Source organism: Aromatoleum aromaticum EbN1, assembly GCF_000025965.1.
Lineage (GTDB): Bacteria > Pseudomonadota > Gammaproteobacteria > Burkholderiales > Rhodocyclaceae > Aromatoleum > Aromatoleum aromaticum.
The window spans coordinates 744,378-766,918 of sequence record NC_006513.1 but is presented as its reverse complement, the minus strand read 5'-3'; the positions used below and the strand labels follow the sequence as shown (position 1 = coordinate 766,918).

General features: G+C 65.1%; 26 protein-coding genes. 23 read left to right on the top strand and 3 right to left on the bottom strand.

Annotated elements, in window-relative coordinates; all coding sequences use genetic code 11:
* The first annotated feature begins 75 nt into the window (after positions 1-75).
* Complete coding sequence (gene hisG / locus EBN1_RS03615; RefSeq protein ID WP_011236550.1) at positions 76-717, top strand: ATP phosphoribosyltransferase; 642 nt, start codon at positions 76-78, stop codon at positions 715-717.
* Positions 714-2,030, top strand: coding sequence for a histidinol dehydrogenase (gene hisD, locus EBN1_RS03610; protein WP_011236549.1), 1,317 nt, complete (start codon positions 714-716; stop codon positions 2,028-2,030). The genes hisG and hisD overlap by 4 nt, the downstream gene beginning before the upstream one ends.
* Positions 2,031-2,075: 45 nt before the next feature.
* On the opposite strand, the gene hisC is transcribed toward hisD, so the two are convergent.
* Positions 2,076-3,146: a histidinol-phosphate transaminase gene (gene hisC, locus EBN1_RS03605; RefSeq protein ID WP_011236548.1), complete on the bottom strand. Its 1,071-nt coding sequence runs from the start codon at positions 3,144-3,146 to the stop codon at positions 2,076-2,078.
* 185 nt (positions 3,147-3,331) lie between these two features.
* Here hisC and hisB point away from each other — a divergent pair, with 185 nt between their 5' ends.
* From hisB to tatC, 10 genes are all read left to right on the top strand, one after another.
* Positions 3,332-3,919: an imidazoleglycerol-phosphate dehydratase HisB gene (hisB, locus tag EBN1_RS03600; RefSeq protein ID WP_011236547.1), complete on the top strand. Its 588-nt coding sequence runs from the start codon at positions 3,332-3,334 to the stop codon at positions 3,917-3,919.
* A gap of 42 nt (positions 3,920-3,961) precedes the next feature.
* Positions 3,962-4,600: an imidazole glycerol phosphate synthase subunit HisH gene (gene hisH / locus EBN1_RS03595; RefSeq protein ID WP_011236546.1), complete on the top strand. Its 639-nt coding sequence runs from the start codon at positions 3,962-3,964 to the stop codon at positions 4,598-4,600.
* Positions 4,601-4,655: 55 nt separating this feature from the next.
* A complete protein-coding gene (gene hisA / locus EBN1_RS03590; protein WP_011236545.1) occupies positions 4,656-5,405 on the top strand; it encodes a 1-(5-phosphoribosyl)-5-[(5-phosphoribosylamino)methylideneamino]imidazole-4-carboxamide isomerase in 750 nt (249 codons plus the stop codon).
* Positions 5,405-6,163: an imidazole glycerol phosphate synthase subunit HisF gene (gene hisF / locus EBN1_RS03585; RefSeq protein ID WP_011236544.1), complete on the top strand. Its 759-nt coding sequence runs from the start codon at positions 5,405-5,407 to the stop codon at positions 6,161-6,163. The genes hisA and hisF overlap by 1 nt, the downstream gene beginning before the upstream one ends.
* Positions 6,160-6,561 (top strand): phosphoribosyl-AMP cyclohydrolase, encoded by a 402-nt coding sequence (hisI, locus tag EBN1_RS03580; protein WP_011236543.1) that lies wholly within the window; start codon positions 6,160-6,162, stop codon positions 6,559-6,561. Before hisF ends, hisI begins: the two co-directional genes overlap by 4 nt.
* Complete coding sequence (locus tag EBN1_RS03575; RefSeq protein WP_011236542.1) at positions 6,558-6,884, top strand: phosphoribosyl-ATP diphosphatase; 327 nt, start codon at positions 6,558-6,560, stop codon at positions 6,882-6,884. Before hisI ends, EBN1_RS03575 begins: the two co-directional genes overlap by 4 nt.
* A gap of 12 nt (positions 6,885-6,896) precedes the next feature.
* Positions 6,897-7,244, top strand: coding sequence for a histidine triad nucleotide-binding protein (locus EBN1_RS03570; RefSeq protein WP_011236541.1), 348 nt, complete (start codon positions 6,897-6,899; stop codon positions 7,242-7,244).
* A gap of 11 nt (positions 7,245-7,255) precedes the next feature.
* The gene (gene tatA, locus EBN1_RS03565; protein ID WP_011236540.1) at positions 7,256-7,483 is read left to right on the top strand and encodes a Sec-independent protein translocase subunit TatA; all 228 of its coding nucleotides are present in this window, start codon (positions 7,256-7,258) and stop codon (positions 7,481-7,483) included.
* 104 nt (positions 7,484-7,587) lie between these two features.
* A complete protein-coding gene (gene tatB / locus EBN1_RS03560; RefSeq protein ID WP_011236539.1) occupies positions 7,588-8,031 on the top strand; it encodes a Sec-independent protein translocase protein TatB in 444 nt (147 codons plus the stop codon).
* Positions 8,028-8,816 (top strand): twin-arginine translocase subunit TatC, encoded by a 789-nt coding sequence (gene tatC / locus EBN1_RS03555; protein ID WP_011236538.1) that lies wholly within the window; start codon positions 8,028-8,030, stop codon positions 8,814-8,816. The genes tatB and tatC overlap by 4 nt, the downstream gene beginning before the upstream one ends.
* Positions 8,817-8,847: 31 nt before the next feature.
* Here tatC and EBN1_RS03550 read toward each other — a convergent pair whose 3' ends face one another.
* The gene (locus EBN1_RS03550) at positions 8,848-10,011 is read right to left on the bottom strand and encodes a Do family serine endopeptidase (RefSeq protein ID WP_011236537.1); all 1,164 of its coding nucleotides are present in this window, start codon (positions 10,009-10,011) and stop codon (positions 8,848-8,850) included.
* An 84-nt stretch (positions 10,012-10,095) separates the two neighbouring features.
* Here EBN1_RS03550 and EBN1_RS03545 point away from each other — a divergent pair, with 84 nt between their 5' ends.
* The gene (locus EBN1_RS03545) at positions 10,096-10,842 is read left to right on the top strand and encodes a Nif3-like dinuclear metal center hexameric protein (protein ID WP_011236536.1); all 747 of its coding nucleotides are present in this window, start codon (positions 10,096-10,098) and stop codon (positions 10,840-10,842) included.
* A 32-nt stretch (positions 10,843-10,874) separates the two neighbouring features.
* Here the strand turns inward: EBN1_RS03545 and EBN1_RS03540 are convergent, their stop codons facing one another.
* A complete protein-coding gene (locus EBN1_RS03540; RefSeq protein WP_049780165.1) occupies positions 10,875-12,593 on the bottom strand; it encodes a type IV pilus assembly protein FimV in 1,719 nt (572 codons plus the stop codon).
* Positions 12,594-12,860: 267 nt separating this feature from the next.
* Between EBN1_RS03540 and EBN1_RS03535 the strand changes: the two genes are divergently transcribed.
* From EBN1_RS03535 to EBN1_RS03490, 10 genes are all read left to right on the top strand, one after another.
* On the top strand, positions 12,861-13,415 hold the full coding sequence (locus EBN1_RS03535) for a DUF2889 domain-containing protein (protein WP_011236533.1): 555 nt from the start codon (positions 12,861-12,863) through the stop codon (positions 13,413-13,415).
* A gap of 246 nt (positions 13,416-13,661) precedes the next feature.
* A complete protein-coding gene (gene sucC / locus EBN1_RS03530; protein ID WP_011236532.1) occupies positions 13,662-14,822 on the top strand; it encodes an ADP-forming succinate--CoA ligase subunit beta in 1,161 nt (386 codons plus the stop codon).
* Between the two features lie 11 nt (positions 14,823-14,833).
* On the top strand, positions 14,834-15,727 hold the full coding sequence (sucD, locus tag EBN1_RS03525) for a succinate--CoA ligase subunit alpha (RefSeq protein ID WP_011236531.1): 894 nt from the start codon (positions 14,834-14,836) through the stop codon (positions 15,725-15,727).
* Between the two features lie 131 nt (positions 15,728-15,858).
* Positions 15,859-16,284, top strand: coding sequence for a nucleoside-diphosphate kinase (gene ndk, locus EBN1_RS03520; protein ID WP_011236530.1), 426 nt, complete (start codon positions 15,859-15,861; stop codon positions 16,282-16,284).
* 87 nt (positions 16,285-16,371) lie between these two features.
* A complete protein-coding gene (gene rlmN / locus EBN1_RS03515) occupies positions 16,372-17,598 on the top strand; it encodes a 23S rRNA (adenine(2503)-C(2))-methyltransferase RlmN (RefSeq protein ID WP_011236529.1) in 1,227 nt (408 codons plus the stop codon).
* A gap of 2 nt (positions 17,599-17,600) precedes the next feature.
* Complete coding sequence (gene pilW, locus EBN1_RS03510) at positions 17,601-18,398, top strand: type IV pilus biogenesis/stability protein PilW (RefSeq protein ID WP_011236528.1); 798 nt, start codon at positions 17,601-17,603, stop codon at positions 18,396-18,398.
* Positions 18,395-19,327 (top strand): RodZ domain-containing protein, encoded by a 933-nt coding sequence (locus tag EBN1_RS03505; protein ID WP_011236527.1) that lies wholly within the window; start codon positions 18,395-18,397, stop codon positions 19,325-19,327. The genes pilW and EBN1_RS03505 overlap by 4 nt, the downstream gene beginning before the upstream one ends.
* Positions 19,328-19,333: 6 nt before the next feature.
* Positions 19,334-20,578 (top strand): flavodoxin-dependent (E)-4-hydroxy-3-methylbut-2-enyl-diphosphate synthase, encoded by a 1,245-nt coding sequence (gene ispG / locus EBN1_RS03500; protein ID WP_011236526.1) that lies wholly within the window; start codon positions 19,334-19,336, stop codon positions 20,576-20,578.
* 29 nt (positions 20,579-20,607) lie between these two features.
* Positions 20,608-21,906, top strand: coding sequence for a histidine--tRNA ligase (gene hisS, locus EBN1_RS03495; protein ID WP_041646893.1), 1,299 nt, complete (start codon positions 20,608-20,610; stop codon positions 21,904-21,906).
* Positions 21,893-22,540 carry a tetratricopeptide repeat protein gene (locus EBN1_RS03490; protein WP_011236524.1) on the top strand — a complete coding sequence of 216 codons (648 nt, stop codon included), beginning with the start codon at positions 21,893-21,895 and terminating at the stop codon, positions 22,538-22,540. The genes hisS and EBN1_RS03490 overlap by 14 nt, the downstream gene beginning before the upstream one ends.
* Position 22,541 lies beyond the last annotated feature (1 nt).

The following is a 22,541-nucleotide window of genomic DNA, read 5'->3' as shown; positions in this document are numbered from 1 at the left end:
TCAGCCAACCGCTGCAGGCTAACAGAAGGCGTGCCGGGTTACAATGTCAGCCCGATTTCTTCCGAGGCGCCGTCCGTGTCCAGCATCACCCTCGCCCTGTCGAAGGGCCGCATCTTCGAGGAAACGCTGCCGCTGCTCGCGGCGGCCGGCATCGTGCCCGCCGACAATCCCGAGACCTCGCGCAAGCTGATCATCGACACGAACCGTCCGGACGTGCGCCTCGTCATCGTACGCGCAACCGACACGCCGACCTACGTGCAGTATGGCGCTGCCGACCTCGGCATCGCCGGCAAGGACGTCCTCCTCGAGCACGGCGGAGCGGGGTTGTACCAGCCGCTCGACCTCGATATCGCAAAATGCCGGCTGTGCGTGGCGACGCGCAAGGGCTTCGATTATGCCGCGGCTTCCCGGCCCGGAGGGCGTGTCCGTGTTGCGACCAAATACATCAACAGCGCGAAGACGCATTTCGCCGCGAAAGGTGTGCACGTCGACCTGATCAAGCTGTACGGTTCGATGGAGCTCGCGCCGCTGGTCGGCCTCGCCGATGCGATTGTCGACCTCGTGTCGAGCGGCAGCACTTTGCGCGCGAACAATCTCGAGGAAGTCGAGGAGATCATGCCGATCAGCTCGCGTCTGATCGTCAACCAGGCTTCGCTCAAGCTCAAGCGCGAACTCATCCAGCCGCTGCTGGAGGCCTTTGCAGGAGCCGTGAAATGACCGCTCCGGCTGCCGCGATCCGCCGCCTCGACGCGCGCGAACCCGAATTCCTGGCGACACTCGATGCGCTGCTCGCGTTCGAAGGCGGCGCGGACGCGCGCATCGACGCCGCGGTCAGCGAGATCCTGCGCGCGGTGCGCACTACGGGCGATGCGGCAGTGCTCGAATACACGCGGCGTTTCGACCATCTCGACGTGAAGTCGATGGTTCAGCTGGAACTGTCGAAGTCGGAGCTGAAAGCGGCGCTCGACAGCCTCACCGTCGAGCAACGCGAGGCGCTGCGCGTCGCGGCCGACCGCGTGCGCGTCTATCACGAACGCCAGCGCGCCGAATCCTGGGACTACGTCGAAGCCGACGGCACGCGGCTCGGCCAGAAAGTCACGCCGCTCGACCGCGTCGGCCTGTACGTGCCGGGCGGGCGCGCGTCGTACCCGAGTTCCGTGTTGATGAACGCGATTCCGGCCAAGGTCGCCGGGGTCGGCGAGCTGATCATGGTGGTGCCGACGCCGAATGGCGAGAAGAATCCGCTGGTGCTCGCGGCGGCTGCGATCACCGGCGTCGACCGCGTATTCACGATCGGCGGCGCACAGGCGGTGGCCGCACTCGCGTACGGCACTCAGACTCTGCCGCAGGTCGACAAGATCGTCGGTCCCGGCAACGCCTATGTCGCCGAGGCGAAGCGCCGCGTGTTCGGCACCGTCGGCATCGACATGGTTGCCGGTCCGTCGGAAGTGCTGATCATCTCGGACGGCAGTGGTCAGGCGGGCTGGGTCGCGATGGACCTGTTTGCCCAAGCTGAGCACGACGAGCTCGCGCAGTCGATCCTGCTGTGCACCGACGCCGGCTTCATCGATGCGGTTGCCGCGTCGATCGAGCGCCTGCTGCCGTCGATGCCGCGCCGCGAGACGATCGCCGCGTCGCTTGCGAACCGCGGCGCGCTGATCCACGTCGACAGCCTCGAGCAGGCCTGTGCGATCGCGAACCGTATCGCCCCCGAACACCTCGAACTTTCGCTGGACGATGCCGAACCGTGGATCGGCCGCATCCGCCATGCCGGAGCGATTTTCGTCGGACACTGGTCGGTCGAGGCGCTCGGCGATTACTGCGCCGGGCCGAACCACGTGCTGCCGACGATGCGCAGCGCGCGCTTTTCGTCACCGCTCGGTGTGTACGACTTCCAGAAGCGCACCAGCATCGTGCAGATATCCGAAGCCGGCGCGCAGACGCTCGGCCGCGTCGCGTCGATCCTCGCGCGCGGCGAGGGCCTGCAGGCGCACGCGCGCTCGGCCGAAATGCGGCTGCACGATCGATAGTCGCCTGGCGGGCGGGCAGAGGCCGGCGATGTTCGCCGCGCTGCCCTAACGCAGGATGTCGCGCAGCGCTTCGACGAGCGCGGCGCACTGCTCGTCGGTGCCGACCGTGATGCGCAGGAACTGCTCGATCCGCGGCTGACGGAAGTGGCGCACGATGATCGCGCGCCGGCGCAGCTGCGCGGCGAGCTCTCCCGCATCGCGGTGCGGATGCCGGGTGAACACGAAGTTCGCTGCCGACGGCAGCACGTCGAAGCCGAGCGACGCGAGATCCGCCGAAAGGCGCTCACGAGTCGCGATCACCGCCATGCGGGTGCGCTGGAAGTGCTCCTCGTCCTCGATCGCGGCCACACCGCCCGCGATCGCCAAGCGGTCGAGCGGATACGAGTTGAAGCTGTCCTTGACGCGGTCGAGCGCTTCGATCAGATCCGGGTTGCCCACGGCGAAGCCGACGCGCAGGCCGGCGAGCGAACGCGATTTCGACAACGTCTGGACGACGAGCAGGTTCGGATGGTGCCGCACGAGCGGAATCGCCGATTCGCCGCCGAAGTCGACATACGCTTCGTCGATGACGACGACGCACTGTGGATTGCCTGCGACGATGCGTTCGATGTCACTTAGCGGCATCAGCCGGCCAGTCGGTGCGTTCGGGTTCGGGAAGATGATGCCGCCGGCAGCGACCGAGCCGTGCGGCAGGTAGTCATCCGGGCGGATCGCGAAGTCGTCGTCGAGCGGCACGGTCTCGAACGCGATGCCGTACAGGCCGCAGTAGACCGGATAGAAGCTGTACGAGATGTCCGGAAAGCGCAGCGGGCGCTCGTGCTTCAGGAGCGCCATGAACGCATGAGCGAGCACTTCGTCCGAACCGTTGCCGACGAACACCTCGCGCGGCTCGACGCCGAAGCGCGTCGCGATCGCCGCCTTGAGCCGGTCGGCGTGCGGGTCGGGGTAGAGCCGCAGCGCGTCCGACGCTTCGGCGCGGATCGCCGCGAGCGCGCGGGGCGACGGCCCATACGGATGCTCGTTGGTGTTGAGCTTGACCAGGTTGGCGAGCTTGGGCTGCTCGCCCGGGACATAAGGGGTCAGGCCGTGGACAACGGCGCTCCAGTATTGGCTCATCGGCGGATCAGGGCGTGTCGGACTGGAAAGGGAAAGAGAAAGGGATCGCTGCTGCGCCCCGCATGCCGCGCGTCCGCGCAGGTACCGGAACGGCAGCATTGCGGCGCGACTCGCGGGCGATGGTATCATGGCGCGAGAACGATGCCTGCCGGCATCCGGCCCTTCTCATTTTTGTTCCCACTCCCATGCGGCAAGCCGAAGTTACTCGCGATACCCTCGAAACCCGGATCACCGCGCGCGTCGACCTTGATGGCAGTGGCAAGGCCGCTTTCGCCACCGGAGTGCCGTTCCTCGACCACATGCTCGACCAGATCGCCCGCCACGGTGCGTTCGACCTGGATATCCGGGCCGAGGGCGATACGCACATCGACGACCACCATACCGTCGAGGATGTCGGTATCACGCTCGGGCAGGCTTTCGCCAGGGCGCTGGGCGACAAGCGGGGCATCCGCCGCTATGGTCACGCCTACGTGCCGCTCGACGAGGCGCTGTCGCGTGTCGTCGTCGATTTTTCCGGACGCCCCGGGCTGCACTATTTCGTCAGCTACACGCGGGCGCGAATCGGCAGCTTCGATGTCGATCTCGCGCGCGAATTTTTCCAGGGCTTCGTCAATCACGCCGGCGTGACGCTGCACATAGACAGCCTGCGCGGCGACAACGCCCACCACCAGTGCGAAACGATTTTCAAGGCTTTCGGCCGCGCGTTGCGGATGGCGGCCGAACGCGACGAGCGTGCGGCGGGAGCGATCCCCTCGACCAAGGGCGCACTCTGATTCCTTCCCGATTCATCTGATTACGATACGAGCGATTCCGCGATGAGCGACGTAGCGATCATCGACTATGGCATGGGCAATCTGCGCTCGGTTGCCAAGGCGATCGAACATGTGGCGCCCGGCAAGCGGGTGGCCGTAACTTCCGATCCGGCCGTCGTGGCCGCCGCCGCACGAGTGGTGTTCCCCGGGCAGGGCGCGATGCCCGACTGCATGCGCGAACTCGACCTGCGCGGCCTGCGCGAGGTGGTCAAAACTGCCGCAGCGTCGAAGCCTTTCCTCGGCATCTGCATCGGCCAGCAGATGCTGTTCGAGCACAGCGAGGAAGGCAACGTGCCCGGACTGGGAATCCTGCCGGGGGGCGTGGTCCGCTTCCCCGACGCGAAGATGGTCGCGGCCGACGGCAGCCGGCTGAAAGTGCCGCACATGGGCTGGAACGAAGTGTGCCAGCGCAAGCCTCATCCGATGTGGGAGGGGATCCCGGACAACGAGCGCTTCTATTTCGTCCATAGCTATTTCGTCGCGCCAGCCGACGCGGCGCTGGTCGCCGCCGAAAGCGACTACGGGACAAGGTTTACCAGTGCAGTCGCCCGGGCTAACATCTTCGCGGTTCAGTTCCATCCGGAAAAGAGCGCCCAGGCGGGCCTGAAAATGCTTGCGAATTTCATTTCCTGGGCGCCCTGACCCGTCTGGCCATTGCCGTTTCCCATCCACTTCTGATATTGACCCCATCCCCCGTATGCTGCTGATTCCCGCTATCGATCTCAAGGACGGCCATTGTGTACGCCTGAAGCAGGGCGAAATGGACGATGCGACCGTATTTTCCGAGGATCCGGCCGCGATGGCCCGGCACTGGATCGAGCAGGGGGCGAGACGCCTGCACCTGGTCGATCTGAACGGTGCGTTCGCCGGCAAGCCGAAGAACGGCGCCGCGATCCGCTCGATCGTCGATGAGGTCGGCGACGACATTCCGGTGCAACTCGGCGGAGGCGTCCGCGACCTCGACACGATCGAGCATTATCTCGACAACGGCATTTCGTACATCATCATCGGCACCGCCGCAGTGAAGAACCCGGGCTTCCTGCATGACGCCTGCGGCGCGTTTCCAGGCCATATCATCGTCGGCCTGGATGCCAGGGACGGCAAGGTCGCCGTTGACGGCTGGTCGAAGATGACCGGTCACGACGTCGTCGATCTGGCGAAGAAATACGAGGACTACGGCGTCGAAGCGGTGATTTACACGGACATCGGCCGCGACGGCATGCTGTCGGGCGTCAATGTCGAAGCAACCGTCCGCCTGGCCCAGGCGCTGCGCATTCCGGTCATCGCGAGCGGCGGCATCGCCAGCATCGCGGACATCGATGCGCTCTGCGCAGTCGAGGCCGAAGGGATCATGGGCGCGATCACGGGGCGCGCCATCTACGAAGGGGCGCTGGATTTTGCCGTCGCGCAGGCGCGCGCCGACGAACTCAACGGCGGCGAAGGCTGATGCTTGCCAAACGCATCATCCCCTGTCTCGATGTCAATGCCGGGCGCGTCGTCAAGGGGGTCAACTTCGTCGAATTGCGCGACGCCGGTGATCCGGTCGAAATCGCGCGTCGCTACGACGAGCAGGGTGCCGACGAGATCACCTTTCTCGACATCACTGCCAGCTCGGATGCTCGCGACATCATCCTGCATGTCGTCGAACAGGTTGCCGAGCAGGTTTTCATCCCGCTGACGGTGGGCGGCGGCGTGCGCACCGTCGAAGATGTGCGCCGGCTGCTGAACGCCGGCGCCGACAAAGTCAGCATCAACACCGCCGCGGTGAATAACCCGCAGGTCGTCGCCGAGGCCGCCGGCAAAGTCGGCAGCCAGTGCATCGTCGTCGCAATCGATGCGAAACAGACGGCGCCCGGCAGATGGCAGGTGTTCACGCACGGCGGGCGCAACAACACCGGGCTCGACGCAGTCGAGTGGGCGCAGAAGGTGGCCGCGCTCGGCGCCGGTGAAATCCTGCTCACGAGCATGGACCGGGATGGCACGAAAATCGGTTTCGACCTGGGACTGACGCGCGCCGTCGCCGACGCAGTGCCGATCCCGGTGATCGCCAGCGGCGGCGTCGGAACGCTCGAGCACTTGGCCGAGGGCGTCTCGGAGGGGCGCGCGGATGCGGTGCTCGCCGCCAGCATCTTTCACTTCGGGCAGCATACGGTGCGCGAAGCGAAGGAACTGATGCGCAGCCGGGGGATCGAGGTGAGACTGTGAGCAGACCGAACTCCGTACGCTGGCTCAACGAGGTGCAGTGGGACGACCAGGGGCTGGTGCCGGTGATCGCGCAGGAAGCGGCGAGCGGCGACGTGCTGATGTTCGCGTGGATGAACCGCGAGGCGCTGCAGCGCACCGCCGAAACCGGCGAGGCGATCTACTGGTCGCGTTCACGTCGCCGGCTGTGGCACAAGGGCGAGGAGTCCGGCCATATCCAGAAAGTGCTGGAAATCCGTCTCGACTGCGACAGCGACGTCGTCCTGCTGAAAATCGAGCAAATCGGAGGCATCGCCTGCCATACCGGCCGCCACAGTTGTTTTTTCCAGCGCTACCTGGCCGACGGTTCATGGGAAACAGTCGATCCGGTCGTCAAAGATCCGAAGGATATCTACAAATGATCGATATCGAAGTGCTGCACCGAGTCGCCGCGACCCTCGCCGAGCGCAAGAAAGCCGACCCGGATTCGTCTTACGTCTCGAGCCTGTATGCCAAGGGTACCGACGCGATCTGCAAGAAGGTCGCCGAGGAGGCGGCCGAGACGATCATGGCAGCCAAGGACAAGGACATGCTCCACGTGGTCTGGGAAGTCACCGACCTGTGGTTCCACTCACTGGTGCTGCTGACGCATTTCGGCCTGTCGGTCGATGACGTACTCGCGGAGTTCCGGCGTCGCGAAGGAGTCTCCGGCATCGACGAGAAGAAATCCCGTACGGTTTCGTGAGGCGAACGAACCATGAGCGACTGTATCTTCTGCAGGATCGTGGCCGGCGAGATCCCGGCGAAAAAGATCCACGAGGACGAGGACATCCTCGCCTTTCACGACATCCATCCGGTCGCGCCGGTTCACTTCCTGGTGATCCCGAAGCTGCACATTCCGTCGATGGCCGAGTTGCGACCCGAGCACGCAGCGGTGATGGGCCGGGTGATGACCGAATCTGCCAGGATCGCCGGGGAACTAGGTTGCCTCGACGGCTTTCGAACGATCATTAACACGGGTCGGGTGGGACGGCAGGAGGTGTATCATCTGCACGTCCACATCCTGGGCGGGCCGGAGGTGCTTCCGGCAATGTTGAGGCGTTAAGGAGAGAAGTAATGGGTTCATTCAGTATCTGGCACTGGCTGATCGTTCTGGTGATTGTGGTGCTGGTCTTCGGTACGAAGAAGCTGCGCAATGTGGGCCAGGATCTGGGTGGCGCAGTCAAGGGTTTCAAGGACGGCATGCGGGATTCCGAAAAGTCCGGCGAAGACGTGCAGCAGAAGATCGGCGGTGACACGCTCGACGCTCAGGCGACGGACAAGAGCCACACGGTCAGCCACTGACCTCCCATGGGATATACCCGCTCAAAGGGGCGCCGCGGCAGTGCGCCCCTTCGTTTTGGAGCGATCCGCTAGCGCAGCATCCAGGCGGGACAACCAGCTAGATCATGTTTGATTTCGGTTTTTCGGAACTCATCGTCATCGCAGTGGTGACGCTGATCGTCGTCGGCCCGGAGCGCCTGCCGAAGGTGGCCCGCACCGCTGGTCACCTGCTGGGCCGGCTGCAGCGCTACGTCTCGGATGTGAAGTCGGACATCAAGCGTGAAATGCAGCTCGAAGAGCTCAAGGCGCTGCAACAGCAGGTCGAACAACAGGCACGAGAACTGGAATCGTCGATGCGTGGCGAGGCGGCAAAAATCGAGGCGGACGTGAATAAGACCGTCGCGGAGGTGAAATCCGGCGTGACGGTCGATGCGGCTCCCGTGCCGCTCACTCACGCGGTGGAAGCGCCGGCTGCTCCCGCTCCCATGTCCCTTGCGCCGCACGGTGATGCCGCTTCGGCGGGCAGGGAGCCGGCGGCTGTTCCCGGGTCGGGGCCGGAGAAAGCATGAGCGAGCTTCAAGAAACCTTCATCTCGCATCTCGTCGAACTGCGCGACCGGCTGTTGCGGGCGATGGTCGCGGTCATCGTGGTGTTCGTCTGCCTGATGCCCTGGGCGGGCGAGATCTACGACCTGCTTGCCAAGCCGATGATGAATACGCTGCCAGAAGGCACGCACATGATCGCCACCGGCGTGGTCACGCCGTTTTTCGTGCCGGTCAAAGTCACCATGATGGTGTCTTTCGTTCTCGCGCTGCCTTTCGTGCTCTATCAGGCCTGGGCGTTCATCGCCCCGGGACTGTATGCCCACGAGCGCCGCCTCGGCCTGCCGCTGGTGCTCGGCAGCACGCTGCTGTTTCTGCTCGGCATGGCCTTCTGCTATTTCTTCGTGTTCGGTACCGTCTTCAAGTTCATTGCCGAGTTCGCGCCGAAGAGCATAGTCCCCGCGCCGGATATCGAACAGTATCTGTCGTTCGTGATGACCCTGTTCATCGCCTTCGGCCTGACGTTCGAAGTTCCCGTGGCGGTGATCCTGCTCGTCAAGGCAGGGGTGGTCAGCATTTCCAAGCTCCGCGAAGTCCGGCCCTACGTCATTGTCGGCGCGTTCGTCATCGCGGCGATCATCACGCCTCCCGATGTGGTGTCGCAGTTCATGCTCGCAGTGCCGATGTGCCTGCTCTACGAAGTGGGAATCCTGCTGGCGAAGTTCGTTAGCAAGCGGGCGGGAACGGAAGAACCTGAGCGAGTCGAGCCGGACCTCGATCGCCTCGAAGCGCCGGAGCCCGACCGGAAATAAGCAAGGGCCGCCGCTGGACGCGCAAGCGCGATCAGCGCTCGGCAGGGGGTGTCGGTCGGCGTCCGATCTGTACTTTCAGCTCGATTTCGCCAGTCGGGCGGCGGAGGCGGAACAGGGCTTCGTGTCCCGGGGGCAGGGCTGCGACAGTTTCCAGCATTCCCCGGGGGTCATGCACCGACGTCCCGTCAACGCTGAGCAGCACGTCGCCCGGCAGGATTCCTGCGCGTTCGGCCGGGCTGCCGCGCAGCACCCCGGCGATCAGGGCGCCATCGACTTTCGGCAGACCGAAGGATTCGGCCAGTTCGGCAGTTATTTCCTGTATCTCGACGCCGATCCAGCCGCGCGTCACTTCCCCGGTGGAAACGATCTGTTCGAGGACGTTTCGCGCAATCGAGACCGGTATCGCGAAACCGATACCGAGCGAGCCTCCCGAACGCGAATAGATCGCGGTATTGATTCCGACGAGGTTCCCGTGACTGTCGACGAGTGCGCCGCCGGAGTTTCCGGGATTGATCGCCGCATCCGTCTGGATATAGTTCTCGAAGGTATTGATCCCGAGCTGGCTGCGGCCGAGTGCCGAAACGATTCCCATCGTTACCGTCTGGCCGACCCCGAACGGATTGCCGATCGCGAGCACGACGTCACCGACCTCGACGGCGTCAGTTGCCGCAAACGTGATCGCCGGAAGCTTTCCGTTGCCTTCGAGCTTCAGCACCGCGAGATCGGTCTCCGGGTCGCGGCCGACGAGCTTGGCGGGGAATTTCCGCCCGTCGTTGAGTGCGACCTCGATCTCGTCCGCGGCTTCAATCACGTGATTGTTCGTGAGGATGAATCCGTCGGGGCTCGCGACGACGCCCGAGCCCAGCCCCGACGCGCGCTGCGGCGGCGCGTTGTCCTGGCGCTCGCCGAAGAAATGACGAAAGATCGGATCGTCGAGAAGCGGATGACGCGGGCGCGCGACGTCCTTTGTCGTGTAGATGTGCACCACCGCCGGCATCGAGCGTTGGGCGGCTTCCGCGTACGAACCCGGGGCCACGGCGGCCGAAGCGGAGGCGGCGCCGGGGGCTTCGAGGATTTCCACCACCGAGGACGGCGCAGTGCCTTTGAGCCACTCGGGCTTCAGGGTGGTGAGGACAAACAGCACCGCGACGCTGATCGTCACGGCCTGCGCGAAAGTCAGCCACAGGCGGCGCATAATGTTGCTCTGATGCGCGAGCGGCTGCACAGCCACTCGCGGAGGAATCGGACAAAACCGGACAAGTTGGTGAGCGGAGAGCGCATGCAACTCATCGAGCTGCAAACCCATCTGAATGAACTGCTGGATATCGCGCGATTCAGGGATTATTGCCCAAACGGATTGCAAGTGGAAGGACGCGCGGAGGTGAGACGGGTGTTGTGCGGGGTGACGGCGAGCCAGGCGCTGGTCGATCTGGCGGTCGCCGAAGGCGCCGACGCGCTGCTTGTGCACCATGGCTACTTCTGGCGCGGCGAGGACGGCCGCATCACGGGGATCCGCAAGCGGCGCCTCGCCGGGCTGCTGCGCAACGATATCAGTCTTCTCGCCTACCATCTCCCGCTCGATGCCCACGCGGAATTCGGCAACAACGCTCAACTGGGGAAGCTGCTGGGCTGGCACGGGGAAGGACGGTTCGGCGATCAGGAACTGGGCTGGATCGGAACCCCGCTGCAGCCGAACAGCGCCGGCCATATCGCCCGTTCGCTCGCTGCGAGGCTTGGTCGGGAGCCGTTGCTCGTCGGCGACCCCGAGCGCGTCGTCCGGCAGGTGGCATGGTGCACCGGCGGTGCCCAGGGTTATTTCGAGGAGGCCATTGCCGCGGGAGCGGATCTCTATGTCTCCGGGGAAATCTCCGAGCAGACGGTGCATGTTGCCCGCGAATCCGGCGTCGCCTTCATCGCTGCCGGGCATCACGCGACGGAGCGCTACGGCGTGCACGCGCTCGCGCAATATCTGTCCGACGCTTTCGGGCTCGACGCCCGGTTTGCCGATCTCGACAATCCGGTCTGATCGCCGCCCGGCCGTTCGCAGCAGCCGCGGGGTCAGGACGAGAGGGACAGCTCCTTCCGGACGTCCGGCTGATACGGACCGAGGTGCTCTTCGAGAACGCCGGCAAGAATGAGGATCTCGTCGATCACGCTGAGCGGGAAGCCTTCCCGCATGCCGTCGCGGTTGTCGCGTAGCAGGTTCTCCAGGTAGGCCTGGCAGTCGCGGCTTCCCCACAGGTTTTGAATCCGGCCCATGACGTGAGACATCTGTTCGATCGTGCCCGTCGGCCGGCGCGCTTCGTCGAACGTGTCCCAGGTTACCGCCTTGACGTTGAACGTCTTGTTCAGCTGTCGCGCGAGCGTGTCGAACTCGGGCCGCAATCCCGCGGCACGATACACTTCGAGCAGTTTCAGCCACGGCGTGACGGCTTTCTTCGGGTTCGACTCGATGAACTCGGCGAGCGTCTCGGCCGCTCCTTGCACGCGGCCGAAAGCCATCATGATTTCCGCCAGTTCGATCGCCGATTCATGCTCTTCCGCATCGTCCTCGACGAGGAGCGCCGCCGGGAGCTCCGGACGCGGGTATTCAGGTGGGGAAACGGGCGGGCGGGCCGGGACGGAAGTTGCTGCAGACAGCGGAAATCCGGGTCCTGCCGAGGCCGGCGCGGCGGGAGTGTCAGGTGTTGCGGACGGGGCGTCGAGTCGTCCGGACAGGCCAGGAAGCGATGGAGTGTTCGCAAATCGGGTCGGACCGGAGCGGGTTGCGTCGTCCCTCCGGTGTCTGCGCAGCCACAGTCCCCCTCCGGCCAGGACGAGTAACAGGGTGGCGAGCGCCGTCGCCGGAACGATCCAGCCGCGCGGTGACGAGGCGGGCGTTGCCGACGGCACCGCTGCGGAGGGGGCGATTGCGCTCGTTCTGGAAGCGGGATCGGCAGTTGCGCGCAATCGCTCCATCATCGCCGCCTGGATTTGCTCCAGCCGGCGGATGCGTTCGTTCAGTTCGAGCTGGGCGACGATCGTCCGGTCGATCGCGACGATCGCGTTTTGTTCGCGCTGTAACTGATCCTGCCCGGCGTCCGTTGCCGCCCCGGTTGGCTCCGTCTTGAGGGGGGCGCTGCTAAGACGCAAGCCGTCTTCACGGCGAACTTCCGGACCGGAGGGAAGCCGATGGCCTTCTTGCCGGAGGCGGGGTTCTCTTCTGATGGCGGATGCGGGCGCGGGAGTTCGCGTTGTCATTCTTGCCGAACGCGCAGATTGCACGGAGGACGTGCCCGCACCCGGGACAGTCCGCGGTTTTGTCCTGGTGGCGGAGGGCTCGGGTGGTGCGGCGCGTGTTTCGGCGTCGTGCCCGATCGCTGCGGGAATCGCCGGCACCTCCGGCGGAAAATCGGGGAAGGGCAGCAGCAGCGTGTACTCGCGCCGCAGGTGCGCGTCGCACGTATCTTCGATCCCGAGTTGCACGATCGGCTCGGCGACCGGGGCCGTTCCGGACACGACAATGCGCGCCGCGTGACCGTGCCCGACGATGCCTATCCGCGCGTCCCGTACCCAGGGCACGCCGCCTTCTACGGTACCTGGCGTCAGCTTCAGGCATTCGCGGGCGCGCGCCGGCTCCCCGCCGGCGATCGCGATCTCCACGCGCAGCGGTGCTCCGATCGCCGACAACGCCACCGGCTCGCCAAGCGCGACGGCGGCCATGCCCGGCGATGGCGCGAGCGCGGTGACGCTCAGCACAACGGAAAAGGAGACGGCCAGGTGCGCGGTTCTGTTCATGGTCGGCTCGTCGACGCTGCAGTGGGCAAGGAGGCGTTACAGTTTGTATCAATTGGTGCCGCCATTTTAAACAGCCTACATGTGCAGGGGGCGGGCATTCTTCAGCGCGGTGTGCAGTAATTCGGAAAACACCCGATTCGGTTTGCGGCTCTCTGCCCCGCCACGGGTCGCCGCTGCCTCGCAGGGTTCGTATCCTGCGTTGGCGCTTCAGCCACGACTGCGGAATTCACGGTAGTATCGACGTCCCATACGCTGCCGTACGTGAAGATGCCCCTTCCTCCTCCGCGTGTTCCCCGCCAGAAAGCCCATCTGCGCCAGATAAGCGTCGAAGGGTACCGGCGCGACGACGGAATGCTCGAGCTCGAAGCCTGCCTGCGGGACACGAAAGATCTCGACTATGTGCTCGCTTCCGGTGTCCGCCGGGCTGGCGACGCGATCCACGAGATGAGGGTGCGCGTCACCCTCGACGCCGATTTCACGATCGTCGACGCGGAAGCCTGTTCCGAGCGCGTGCCGTATCCGGGTGGCTGCGAGACCATCGCGCCGGCCTACCGGCAACTCATCGGCCTGAACCTGATGCACGGTTTTCGCCGGACCGTCGGCGAAATGTTCAGCGACGTCCGCGGTTGCTCCCACATGACAGAGTTGTTGCTGAGCCTGCCCACCGTGGCAATCCAGACGCTGGCCACTTTTCGCCGCGACAACGAGGACGGGGGCGAGAAGCCGTTCCAGCTCGACCGTTGCCACGCGCTGGAGACCTCGACGCAGACTGTGCGCCTGTACTACCCGAAGTGGCATCGGGAGCGGGCGAAAGACTCGTAATTCCTATTGGGTACACGGGCCCGGCTGAAATTCCGCACTGCGCAATTCCGGTTATAATCCGGCGATCTTGCGGCGATCGCGCCCGGTGAGGGGGCGAGTCATGAGACGGGGCCGGGCTGCAGTGTCCGGCCGGCAGCGGCGTGCGTCGGACGAGGGAGACGGCGCCCGTCGCGGAGCGAAGCTCCGAAGCGTCCCATCAACCTGTTCGCGCCGCTTGCGCGTCGCGTCTTCGATCGAAGGGCAACCATGAAGATTCATGAGTATCAGGCAAAAGAGCTGTTGAGAAAGTACGGCGTCGTCACGCCGCGCGGTTTCCACACCGTGTCGGTGGATGGCGCAGTCAAGGCGGCTGAAGAACTGGGCGGCAAGATCTGGGTCGTCAAGGCGCAGATCCATGCGGGCGGGCGCGGAAAAGGCGGTGGCGTGAAACTCGCCCGCTCGCTCGATGAAGTCCGCCAGCACGCAAGCGACATCCTCGGCATGCAGCTCGTGACGCACCAGACCGGCCCCGAAGGCCAGAAGGTGCGCAACCTGCTGATCGAAGAAGGCGCCGACATCCAGAAGGAATACTACGTCGCGGCGCTGACCGATCGCGCCACCCAGAAGGTCGCGATCATGGCCTCCTCCGAAGGCGGGATGGACATCGAGGAAGTCGCGCACAGCACGCCCGAGAAGATCCTCAAGGAATTCGTCGACCCGCTGGTCGGCCTGACCGACGCACAAGCCGAGAACCTGGCGCGCGGTATCGGCGTGCCGGAAGCTTCAGTCGCCAAGGCCGTGGATGCGCTGAAGCGCCTGTACACCTGCTACATGGAAACCGATGCCTCGCTGGCGGAAATCAACCCGCTGATCCTCGAAGGCAACGGCAACATCAAGGCGCTCGACGCCAAGTTCAACTTCGATTCGAACGCCCTGTACCGTCACCCGGAAATCGTCGATTTCCGTGACTTCGACGAAGAAGATGCGGACGAGATCGAAGCCTCGAAGTTCGACCTCGCCTACATCTCGCTCGACGGCAACATCGGCTGCCTGGTGAACGGCGCCGGTCTGGCGATGGCCACGATGGACACGATCAAGCTGTTCGGCGCCGAGCCGGCCAACTTCCTCGACGTCGGCGGCGGCGCGACGACCGAGAAGGTCACCGAAGCGTTCAAGATCATGCTCAAGAACCCCAAGGTCAAGGGCATCCTGGTCAACATCTTCGGCGGCATCATGAAGTGCGACACCATCGCCACCGGCGTGGTCGCCGCAGCCAAGGAAGTCAATCTCTCCGTCCCGCTCGTGGTGCGCATGAAAGGTACCAACGAAGACCTCGGCAAGAAGATCCTCGCCGAGTCGGGCCTGCCGATCATCGCCGCCGACACGATGGCGGAAGCTGCGACCAAGATCGTCGCGGCGGTCAAGTAAGGAGAGTGTGAATGTCCATCCTGATCAACAAAGACACCAAAGTCATTACCCAGGGCATCACCGGCAAGACCGGCCAGTTCCACACCGAGAAGTGCATCGAGTACGCCAACGGCAAGAACTGCTTCGTCGCCGGCGTGAACCCGAAGAAGGCCGGTGAGAAGATCCTCGACGTGCCGATCTACGGCTCGGTCAAGGACGCCAAGCAGGCCACCGGCGCGACCGTGTCCGTGATTTACGTGCCGCCGGCCGGTGCCGCCGATGCGATATGGGAAGCCTGCGAGGCCGACCTGGATCTGGCGATCTGCATCACCGAAGGCATCCCGGTCCGCGATATGCTGATCGTGCGCAACAAGATGAAGCAGAAAGTGGCCAAGGGCGGCAAGGAAACGCTGCTGCTGGGGCCCAACTGCCCCGGTCTGATCACGCCGGACGAGATCAAGATCGGCATCATGCCGGGTCACATCCATCGCAAGGGCCGCATCGGTGTCGTGTCGCGTTCGGGCACGCTGACCTATGAAGCCGTCGCGCAGCTGACCGAAATCGGTCTGGGTCAGTCGTCGGCAGTCGGTATCGGCGGCGACCCGATCAACGGCCTGAAGCACATCGACGTGATGCGCATGTTCAACGACGATCCGGACACCGATGCGGTGATCATGATCGGCGAGATCGGCGGTCCGGACGAAGCCGAAGCGGCGCAGTGGTGCAAGGCCAACATGAAGAAGCCGATCGTCGGCTTCATCGCCGGCGTCACCGCGCCGGCCGGCAAGCGCATGGGCCACGCCGGTGCGCTGATCTCGGGTGGTGCGGACACTGCTGACGCCAAGCTCGCGATCATGGAAGAGTGCGGCTTCACGGTGACGCGCAACCCGTCGGAGATGGCCAAGCTGCTGAAGGCGATGCTGTAAGCACGACTCACCCCGCCCAGTGGAAAAGCGCCGGCTGGACCGGCGCTTTTCGTTGCTGGGAGCGGGCAGGGAAAAACTGCTAGAATCCTTCGCTGCGCTTTTTCCCGCTTATCGTCCATCCGGAGTTTTTCATGGCAATCGAACGTACCCTGTCCATCATCAAGCCCGACGCCGTCGCGAAGAACGTGATCGGCAAGATCTACCAGCGCTTCGAAGATGCAGGCCTGAAGATCATCGCGTCGAAGATGGTGCATCTGTCCGAGCGCGAAGCCGGCCAGTTCTACGCCGTGCACAAGGAGCGCCCGTTCTTCAAGGATCTCGTGTCCTTCATGATTTCCGGGCCGGTGATGATCCAGGTGCTCGAAGGCGAGAGCGCGATTGCGACGAACCGCGACCTGATGGGCGCCACCGATCCGAAAAAAGCCGATGCCGGCACGATTCGTGCGGATTTTGCGGAATCCATCGACGCGAACGCGGTCCATGGTTCCGATGCGCCGGAAACGGCGGCAGTCGAGATTGCGTTCTTCTTTCCCGGCATGAACGTTTACACCCGCTGAACCCCTCACGGGGAGAGCCCGCGCATCGGCCCGCGCATCTTCATCGATAGCGGGCCGATTGCATTATGGGAGCTGTACGGAACGCAGATGCTTACACCGGTCAACCTGCTCGATTTCGACGTCGACGGTCTCGTCACCTGGTTCGCTGAACGGGGCGAGAAGCCTTTTCGCGCGCGCCAGGTGATGCGCTGGATGCACCGTTTCGGCGAAACCGATTTCGGCAACATGACCGACGTGGCGAAAAGCCTGCGCGCGAAGCTCGCCGAAGAAGCCTGCATCCGCGCGCCCCGCGCGATTCGCGATGCGGTATCGGTCGACGGGACGCGCAAATGGCTGCTCGACGTCGGCAGCGCGAACGCGGTCGAAGCGGTGTTCATTCCCGAGACGAATCGCGGCACCCTGTGCATTTCGTCACAAGCCGGGTGCGCGCTCGACTGCGCGTTCTGCTCGACCGGCAAGCAGGGCTTCAATCGCAACCTTTCGGCGGCCGAGATCATCGGCCAGCTGTGGCTCGCGAACCGGCTCCTCGGCGGCAGCGCGTCGCCGGCAGGTTCGAAGGACGGGGACGGCGGGCCCGACCACGCGTCCCGCGCGACCAAGCTGGACCATCGTGCTGCGGACGCCAAGGGCGTCCAATCCGACTCGTGGCGATCCTCTGACCCGGAGGAGGATCACAACGGCCGTGTCATCAGCAACGTCGTGATGATGGGGATGGGCGAACCGCTCGCGAACTTCGACAACGTCGTCACTGCGCTGCGGCTGATGCTCGACGATCACGCGTACGGACTGTCGCGCCGCCGCGTAACGGTGTCGACATCCGGCATCGTCCCGGCAATGGATCGCTTGCGCGACGAATGCCCGGTCGCGCTGGCAGTGTCGCTGCATGCGCCGGACGATGCGTTGCGCGACCGCCTCGTGCCGATCAATCGCAAATATCCGTTGCGCGAGCTGATGGCAGCGTGCCAGCGCTACCTCGAACGGGCGCCGCGCGACTTCGTGACCTTCGAATACGTCATGCTCGACGACGTCAACGACTCGGACGCACACGCCCGCGCGCTCGTCGAACTGGTGCGCGACGTGCCGTGCAAGTTCAATCTGATCCCGTTCAATCCTTTTCCGAACTCCGGCTTCGATCGTTCCCCGGCCGAACGCATCCGGCGCTTTGCGGCGATCCTCATCGACGCTGGCATCGTCACGACGACCCGCAAGACGCGCGGCGACGACGTGAACGCGGCCTGCGGGCAGCTCGCCGGACAAGTGCAGGACCGGTCGCGGCGCACGGTCAGGCTGGTGAAGCCGATGGAGGGCCGCTGAGGATGCGCCGGTTCGCGGGACGGCTGCTCCTTTGCGCTGTCGTGTTCGGGCTGACTGCGTGCGCGGCCCCATCGGGGGCAGGACGCCCGATCGCGGAGCGACCGGTCTCCGACGTGCCGGCGACGAATCCGGCGACGGCGAGCGCCAAGGTCCACGTGGATCTCGGCATGGCCTATCTACAAGTCGGGCGCTACGCGGTTGCGCTCGACGAGGGGCGGGCGGCTCTCGCGAGCGATCCCGCGTACTCGCCGGCGTATCACCTGATGGGTCTCGTCTATATGTTCATCGACGACCGGAACGCGGCGCGCGACAATTTCCAGCGCGCACTGCAGAAGGCGCCGAACGACCCCGAATTCAACAACAGCTATGGCTGGTTCCTGTGCGTGTCGGGGCAGGAAGCGGAAGGGCTCGAACGGCTCGCGCTCGCCGCGCGCAACCCCTATTACCGCACGCCTTCACGGCCCTACGCGAACGCGGGCCTGTGCCATCTGCGGCGCGGCAACGATGCTGCGGCCGAGGCCGAGTTCCAGCGCGCGGCAGAGCTCGACCCATCCAACGCGCAGGCGCTCTACCACCTTGCCGCGATCGCCTACCGCCGCGGCGACTACGAGCTTGCGCGGAACCATCTCGTGCAGTTGCACCAGCAAAGCGAGCCGTCAGCGGAGTCCGTATGGCTCGGTGTGCGCACCGAGCGCAAACTCGGCAATCGTGAGGCCGAGTCGAGCTACGCGGCGCAACTGCGCGGCCGTTTTGCCGATAGCGGGGAACATCGGGCAATGAAACAGGGAAATTACGAGTGAACGACGTTCATCGTGAAGAGGACGCGACCCCGGTCGAGCCGGCTGCTGCCGCATCTGTCGGACAGATCCTGCGGCGTGCACGCGAAGCCCGCCACGAGACCGTAGGCGACGTCGCGTACGCATTGAAACTGACTTCCCGGCAGATCGAGGCGATGGAAGCCGAGCGCTTCGAGCTGCTGCCAGGGCCGGCGTTTGTTCGCGGCTTTCTGCGCAATTACGCGCGGTATCTCGGGATCGATCCGGCCGCGCTGCTCGCCGGCCTCGCAAAAAACGCCGCTGCGATGCCGGTCGAACTCGCTCCGCTGTCGAATGCCGAAGGTGTGATGCCGAGCGGCAGGGCGGCGCGTTCCGCTCGTCTGCCGGCAGCGCTGGTTGCCGGCGCCTTATTGACCGTTGTCGTCGCGGGATGGTTTTTCGACTGGTTCCAGATGCCGGATACCGAAACCGCGACTGTCGAATTGGCGCCGTCCGAAGGGGAGGCAACGCCATTGCCGGTGCCGCTCGAACCTCCGTCCGCGGCCGAGCCCGACGTGGCGCCGCAACTGTCCTCGCCTGCTGCGGTGACGCCGGATGGCGTGGCGGCGAACGACGTGCCGCCGCAGGCGCCCGCCGCGGCGCCTTTGGCGGAAGCCGCTCCCGCGTCCATTGCGGAAGACAGGGCGACCACCACCGTTCCCGCCGGACTGCCGGGCGTCGAACACCTCGTGTTTCGTTTTGCCGGTGAATCGTGGGTGGAGGTGCGCGACGCGACGGGGAAGGTCATTTTTTCCGGCCTCAATGCGGCGGGCAGCACCCGTACGGTCCAGGGCCAGCCGCCGTTCGGGCTCGTCGTCGGCAACGCGCAAAAGGTCACGACGGAATTTCGCGGCCAGCCGCTGGACCTTGTTCCCCATATTCGCGTCGGCGTCGCAAAGCTGACCGTGAAGTGAGCTGAAATGGCAACGAATTCTTCTTCGGGATCACTCGTCCGTCACAAGACCCGGCAGGTCAGGGTGGGGCGCATCAGCATCGGTTCGAACGCGCCGGTGGTCGTGCAGTCGATGACGAACACCGACACCGTCGACGTGCTCGGAACCGCAATGCAGGTCGCCGAGCTCGCCCGCGCCGGCTCCGAGCTCGTGCGCATCACGGTCAATAACGAGGCGGCCGCGAAAGCCGTGCCGCATATCCGTGATCGCCTGCTGGCGCTCAACGTCGACGTGCCGCTCGTCGGCGACTTCCACTACAACGGGCACAAGCTGCTCTCCGAGCATCCGGCCTGCGCCGAGGCGCTGGCGAAGCTGCGGATCAATCCGGGCAACGTCGGCGCGGGCGCGAAGCGCGACCCGCAGTTCGCCGCGATCGTCGACATCGCGTGCCGCCACGACAAGCCGGTGCGCATCGGCGTGAACTGGGGGAGCCTCGATCCGTCGGTGCTGGCGCGCGTCATGGACCAGAACGCGAAGCTCGCACAGCCGCGCGACGCGAACGCGGTGATGCGCGAAGCCCTCGTCGTCTCGGCGCTGGAGTCGGCGGCGAAAGCCGAAGAATATGGGCTCGGGGGCGACCGCATCATCCTGTCGGCGAAAGTGTCGAGCGTGCAGGACCTGATCGCGGTGTATCGCGATCTGGCGGCGCGCTGCGACTATCCGCTGCACCTCGGGCTGACCGAAGCGGGAATGGGGTCGAAAGGCATCGTCGCCTCGACCGCGGCGCTCGCGGTACTGCTGCAGGAAGGCATCGGCGACACGATCCGCATCTCGCTGACGCCGGAACCGAACGGCAGCCGCGCGCAGGAAGTCGTCGTCGCGCAGGAAATCCTGCAGACGATGGGCCTGCGCGCGTTCACGCCGATGGTGATCGCGTGCCCGGGGTGCGGGCGCACGACCAGCACTTTCTTCCAGGAACTGGCGTCGGGCATCCAGTCCTACGTGCGGGACCAGATGCCGGTGTGGCGCGAGCAGTACGACGGCGTCGAGAACATGACCGTCGCGGTGATGGGCTGCGTCGTGAATGGGCCGGGCGAGAGCAAGCACGCCAACATCGGCATCTCGCTGCCCGGCACCGGCGAGACTCCCGCGGCACCGGTGTTCGTCGATGGCGAGAAAACCGTCACGCTGCGCGGCGACAATATCGGCACCGAATTCAAGGCCATCGTCGACGACTACGTGGCCACCAGATACGTGAAAAAGGCGGGCTGAACCGTCAGCTTATGACAGAAAAAAAACCGATGATTCAGGCCTTGCAGGCGGTACGCGGGATGAACGACATCCTGCCCGACGAGGCCGAAGCCTGGGAGCATTTCGAAGATATCGTCCGCGACTGGTTGCGCAGCTACGGCTACCGGCCGATCCGCATGCCGATCGTGGAGCCGACGCCGCTGTTCAAGCGCGCGATCGGTGAAGTCACGGACATCGTCGAGAAGGAAATGTACTCTTTCGAGGACGCGCTCAACGGTGAACAACTGACGCTGCGCCCGGAGGGCACGGCATCGTGCGTGCGCGCGGCGATCCAGCACAAGATGCTGTCCGCCGGCGCGCAGCGCCTCTACTATCACGGCCCGATGTTCCGCCACGAGCGGCCGCAGAAAGGGCGCTACCGCCAGTTTCACCAGATCGGCGTCGAGGCGCTGGGCTTCGACGGTCCCGATATCGACGCCGAACACATCCTGATGTGCGCGCGCCTGTGGGACGATTTCGGGCTGGAGGACGTCAGGCTGGAGCTGAACTCGCTCGGCTCCTCCGACGAACGGGCGCGCCACCGGGCGGAACTCGTCGCGTACCTCGAGAGGCATCGCGAGCGCCTCGACGACGATGGCAGGCGGCGCCTGCATACGAATCCGCTGCGCATCCTCGACACCAAGAACCCCGAACTGCAGGACCTCGTCGATAACGCGCCCAAGCTGCTCGATTTCCTCGGCGAGGACTCGCTGAAGCACTTCAATGGCGTACAGGTGCTGCTCAAGGACGCTGGCGTGCCGTACCGCATCAACCACCGGCTCGTGCGCGGCCTCGACTATTACAACCGTACCGTGTTCGAGTGGGTCACGACGCGGCTCGGCGCGCAGGGCACGGTGTGCGCGGGCGGCCGCTACGACGGTCTCGTCGAACAGCTCGGCGGCCGTCCGGCGCCGGCGGCCGGTTTCGCGATGGGCATCGAGCGGCTGCTCGCGCTATGGCGCGAAAGCGGCGGCGAGGCCGAACCGGCCCAGCCGGACGTGTACGTCGTCCACCTCGGCGAGCAGGCTCAGCGCCTCGCGTTTCGCGCCGCCGAGGCCCTGCGCAGCCATGGTTTCGCGGTGTTGATGCATTGCGGCGGCGGCAGCTTCAAGTCGCAGATGAAGAAAGCGGACGCAAGCGGGGCGCCGGTCGCAGTCGTGATCGGTGACGACGAGGCGGCGACGGGGGAAGTCGGCCTGAAGCCGTTGCGCGGCCCCGGCGGCCAGCAGCGCGTCGCGCTCGATGGCCTCGCCAATGCAGTGGCCGAATGCCTGTTCACGGAAAATGAGGAAGAAGATGGCAGTTTATGACCTGGAAGAACAGGAGCAGATTTCCGAGCTGAAGGCCTGGTGGGCCCAGTACGGCAAGCTCGTGACGACGCTCGCAGTGGCGGCGGCGCTCGCGTCGGTCGGCTGGCAAGGCTTCAGGTGGTACCAGAACAAGCAGGCGAGCGAGGCCGGCGCGCTGTATTTTGTTGTGCAGCAGGCCGCCGAGCGAGGCGACGCGCAGAAGGCCCGCGAGGCCGCCGGGCAGATCATCGAAAAATTCTCCGGCACCGTCTATGCCGAAATGGCCGCGCTGCTGTCGGCCGGCGTGCAGTTCAGCGCCGGCGAGGGAAAGAACGCGCGTGCCCAGCTCGAGTGGCTGGTGGAGCACGGCGACGACGCGGTCCTGCGTGACATCGCGCGGCTGCGACTCGCGAGCGTGTTGCTCGACGAAGGCGCCCATGCCGATGCGCTCGCCCGGCTGCAAGCCGAGCCGGATGCAGCGCTGAAAGGGCGTTTCGCCGATCTGCGCGGTGACGTGCTGGCCGCGAACGGCAAGCTGGCCGAAGCCCGCAGCGCCTACCAGGGCGCGCTGGATGCGATTGCGCAGGGCGGCACCGAAGGCGGCGAGACGTTGCGCGAAGTGGTGCGCGTGAAGCTTCAGGCGCTGGAGGGCTGAG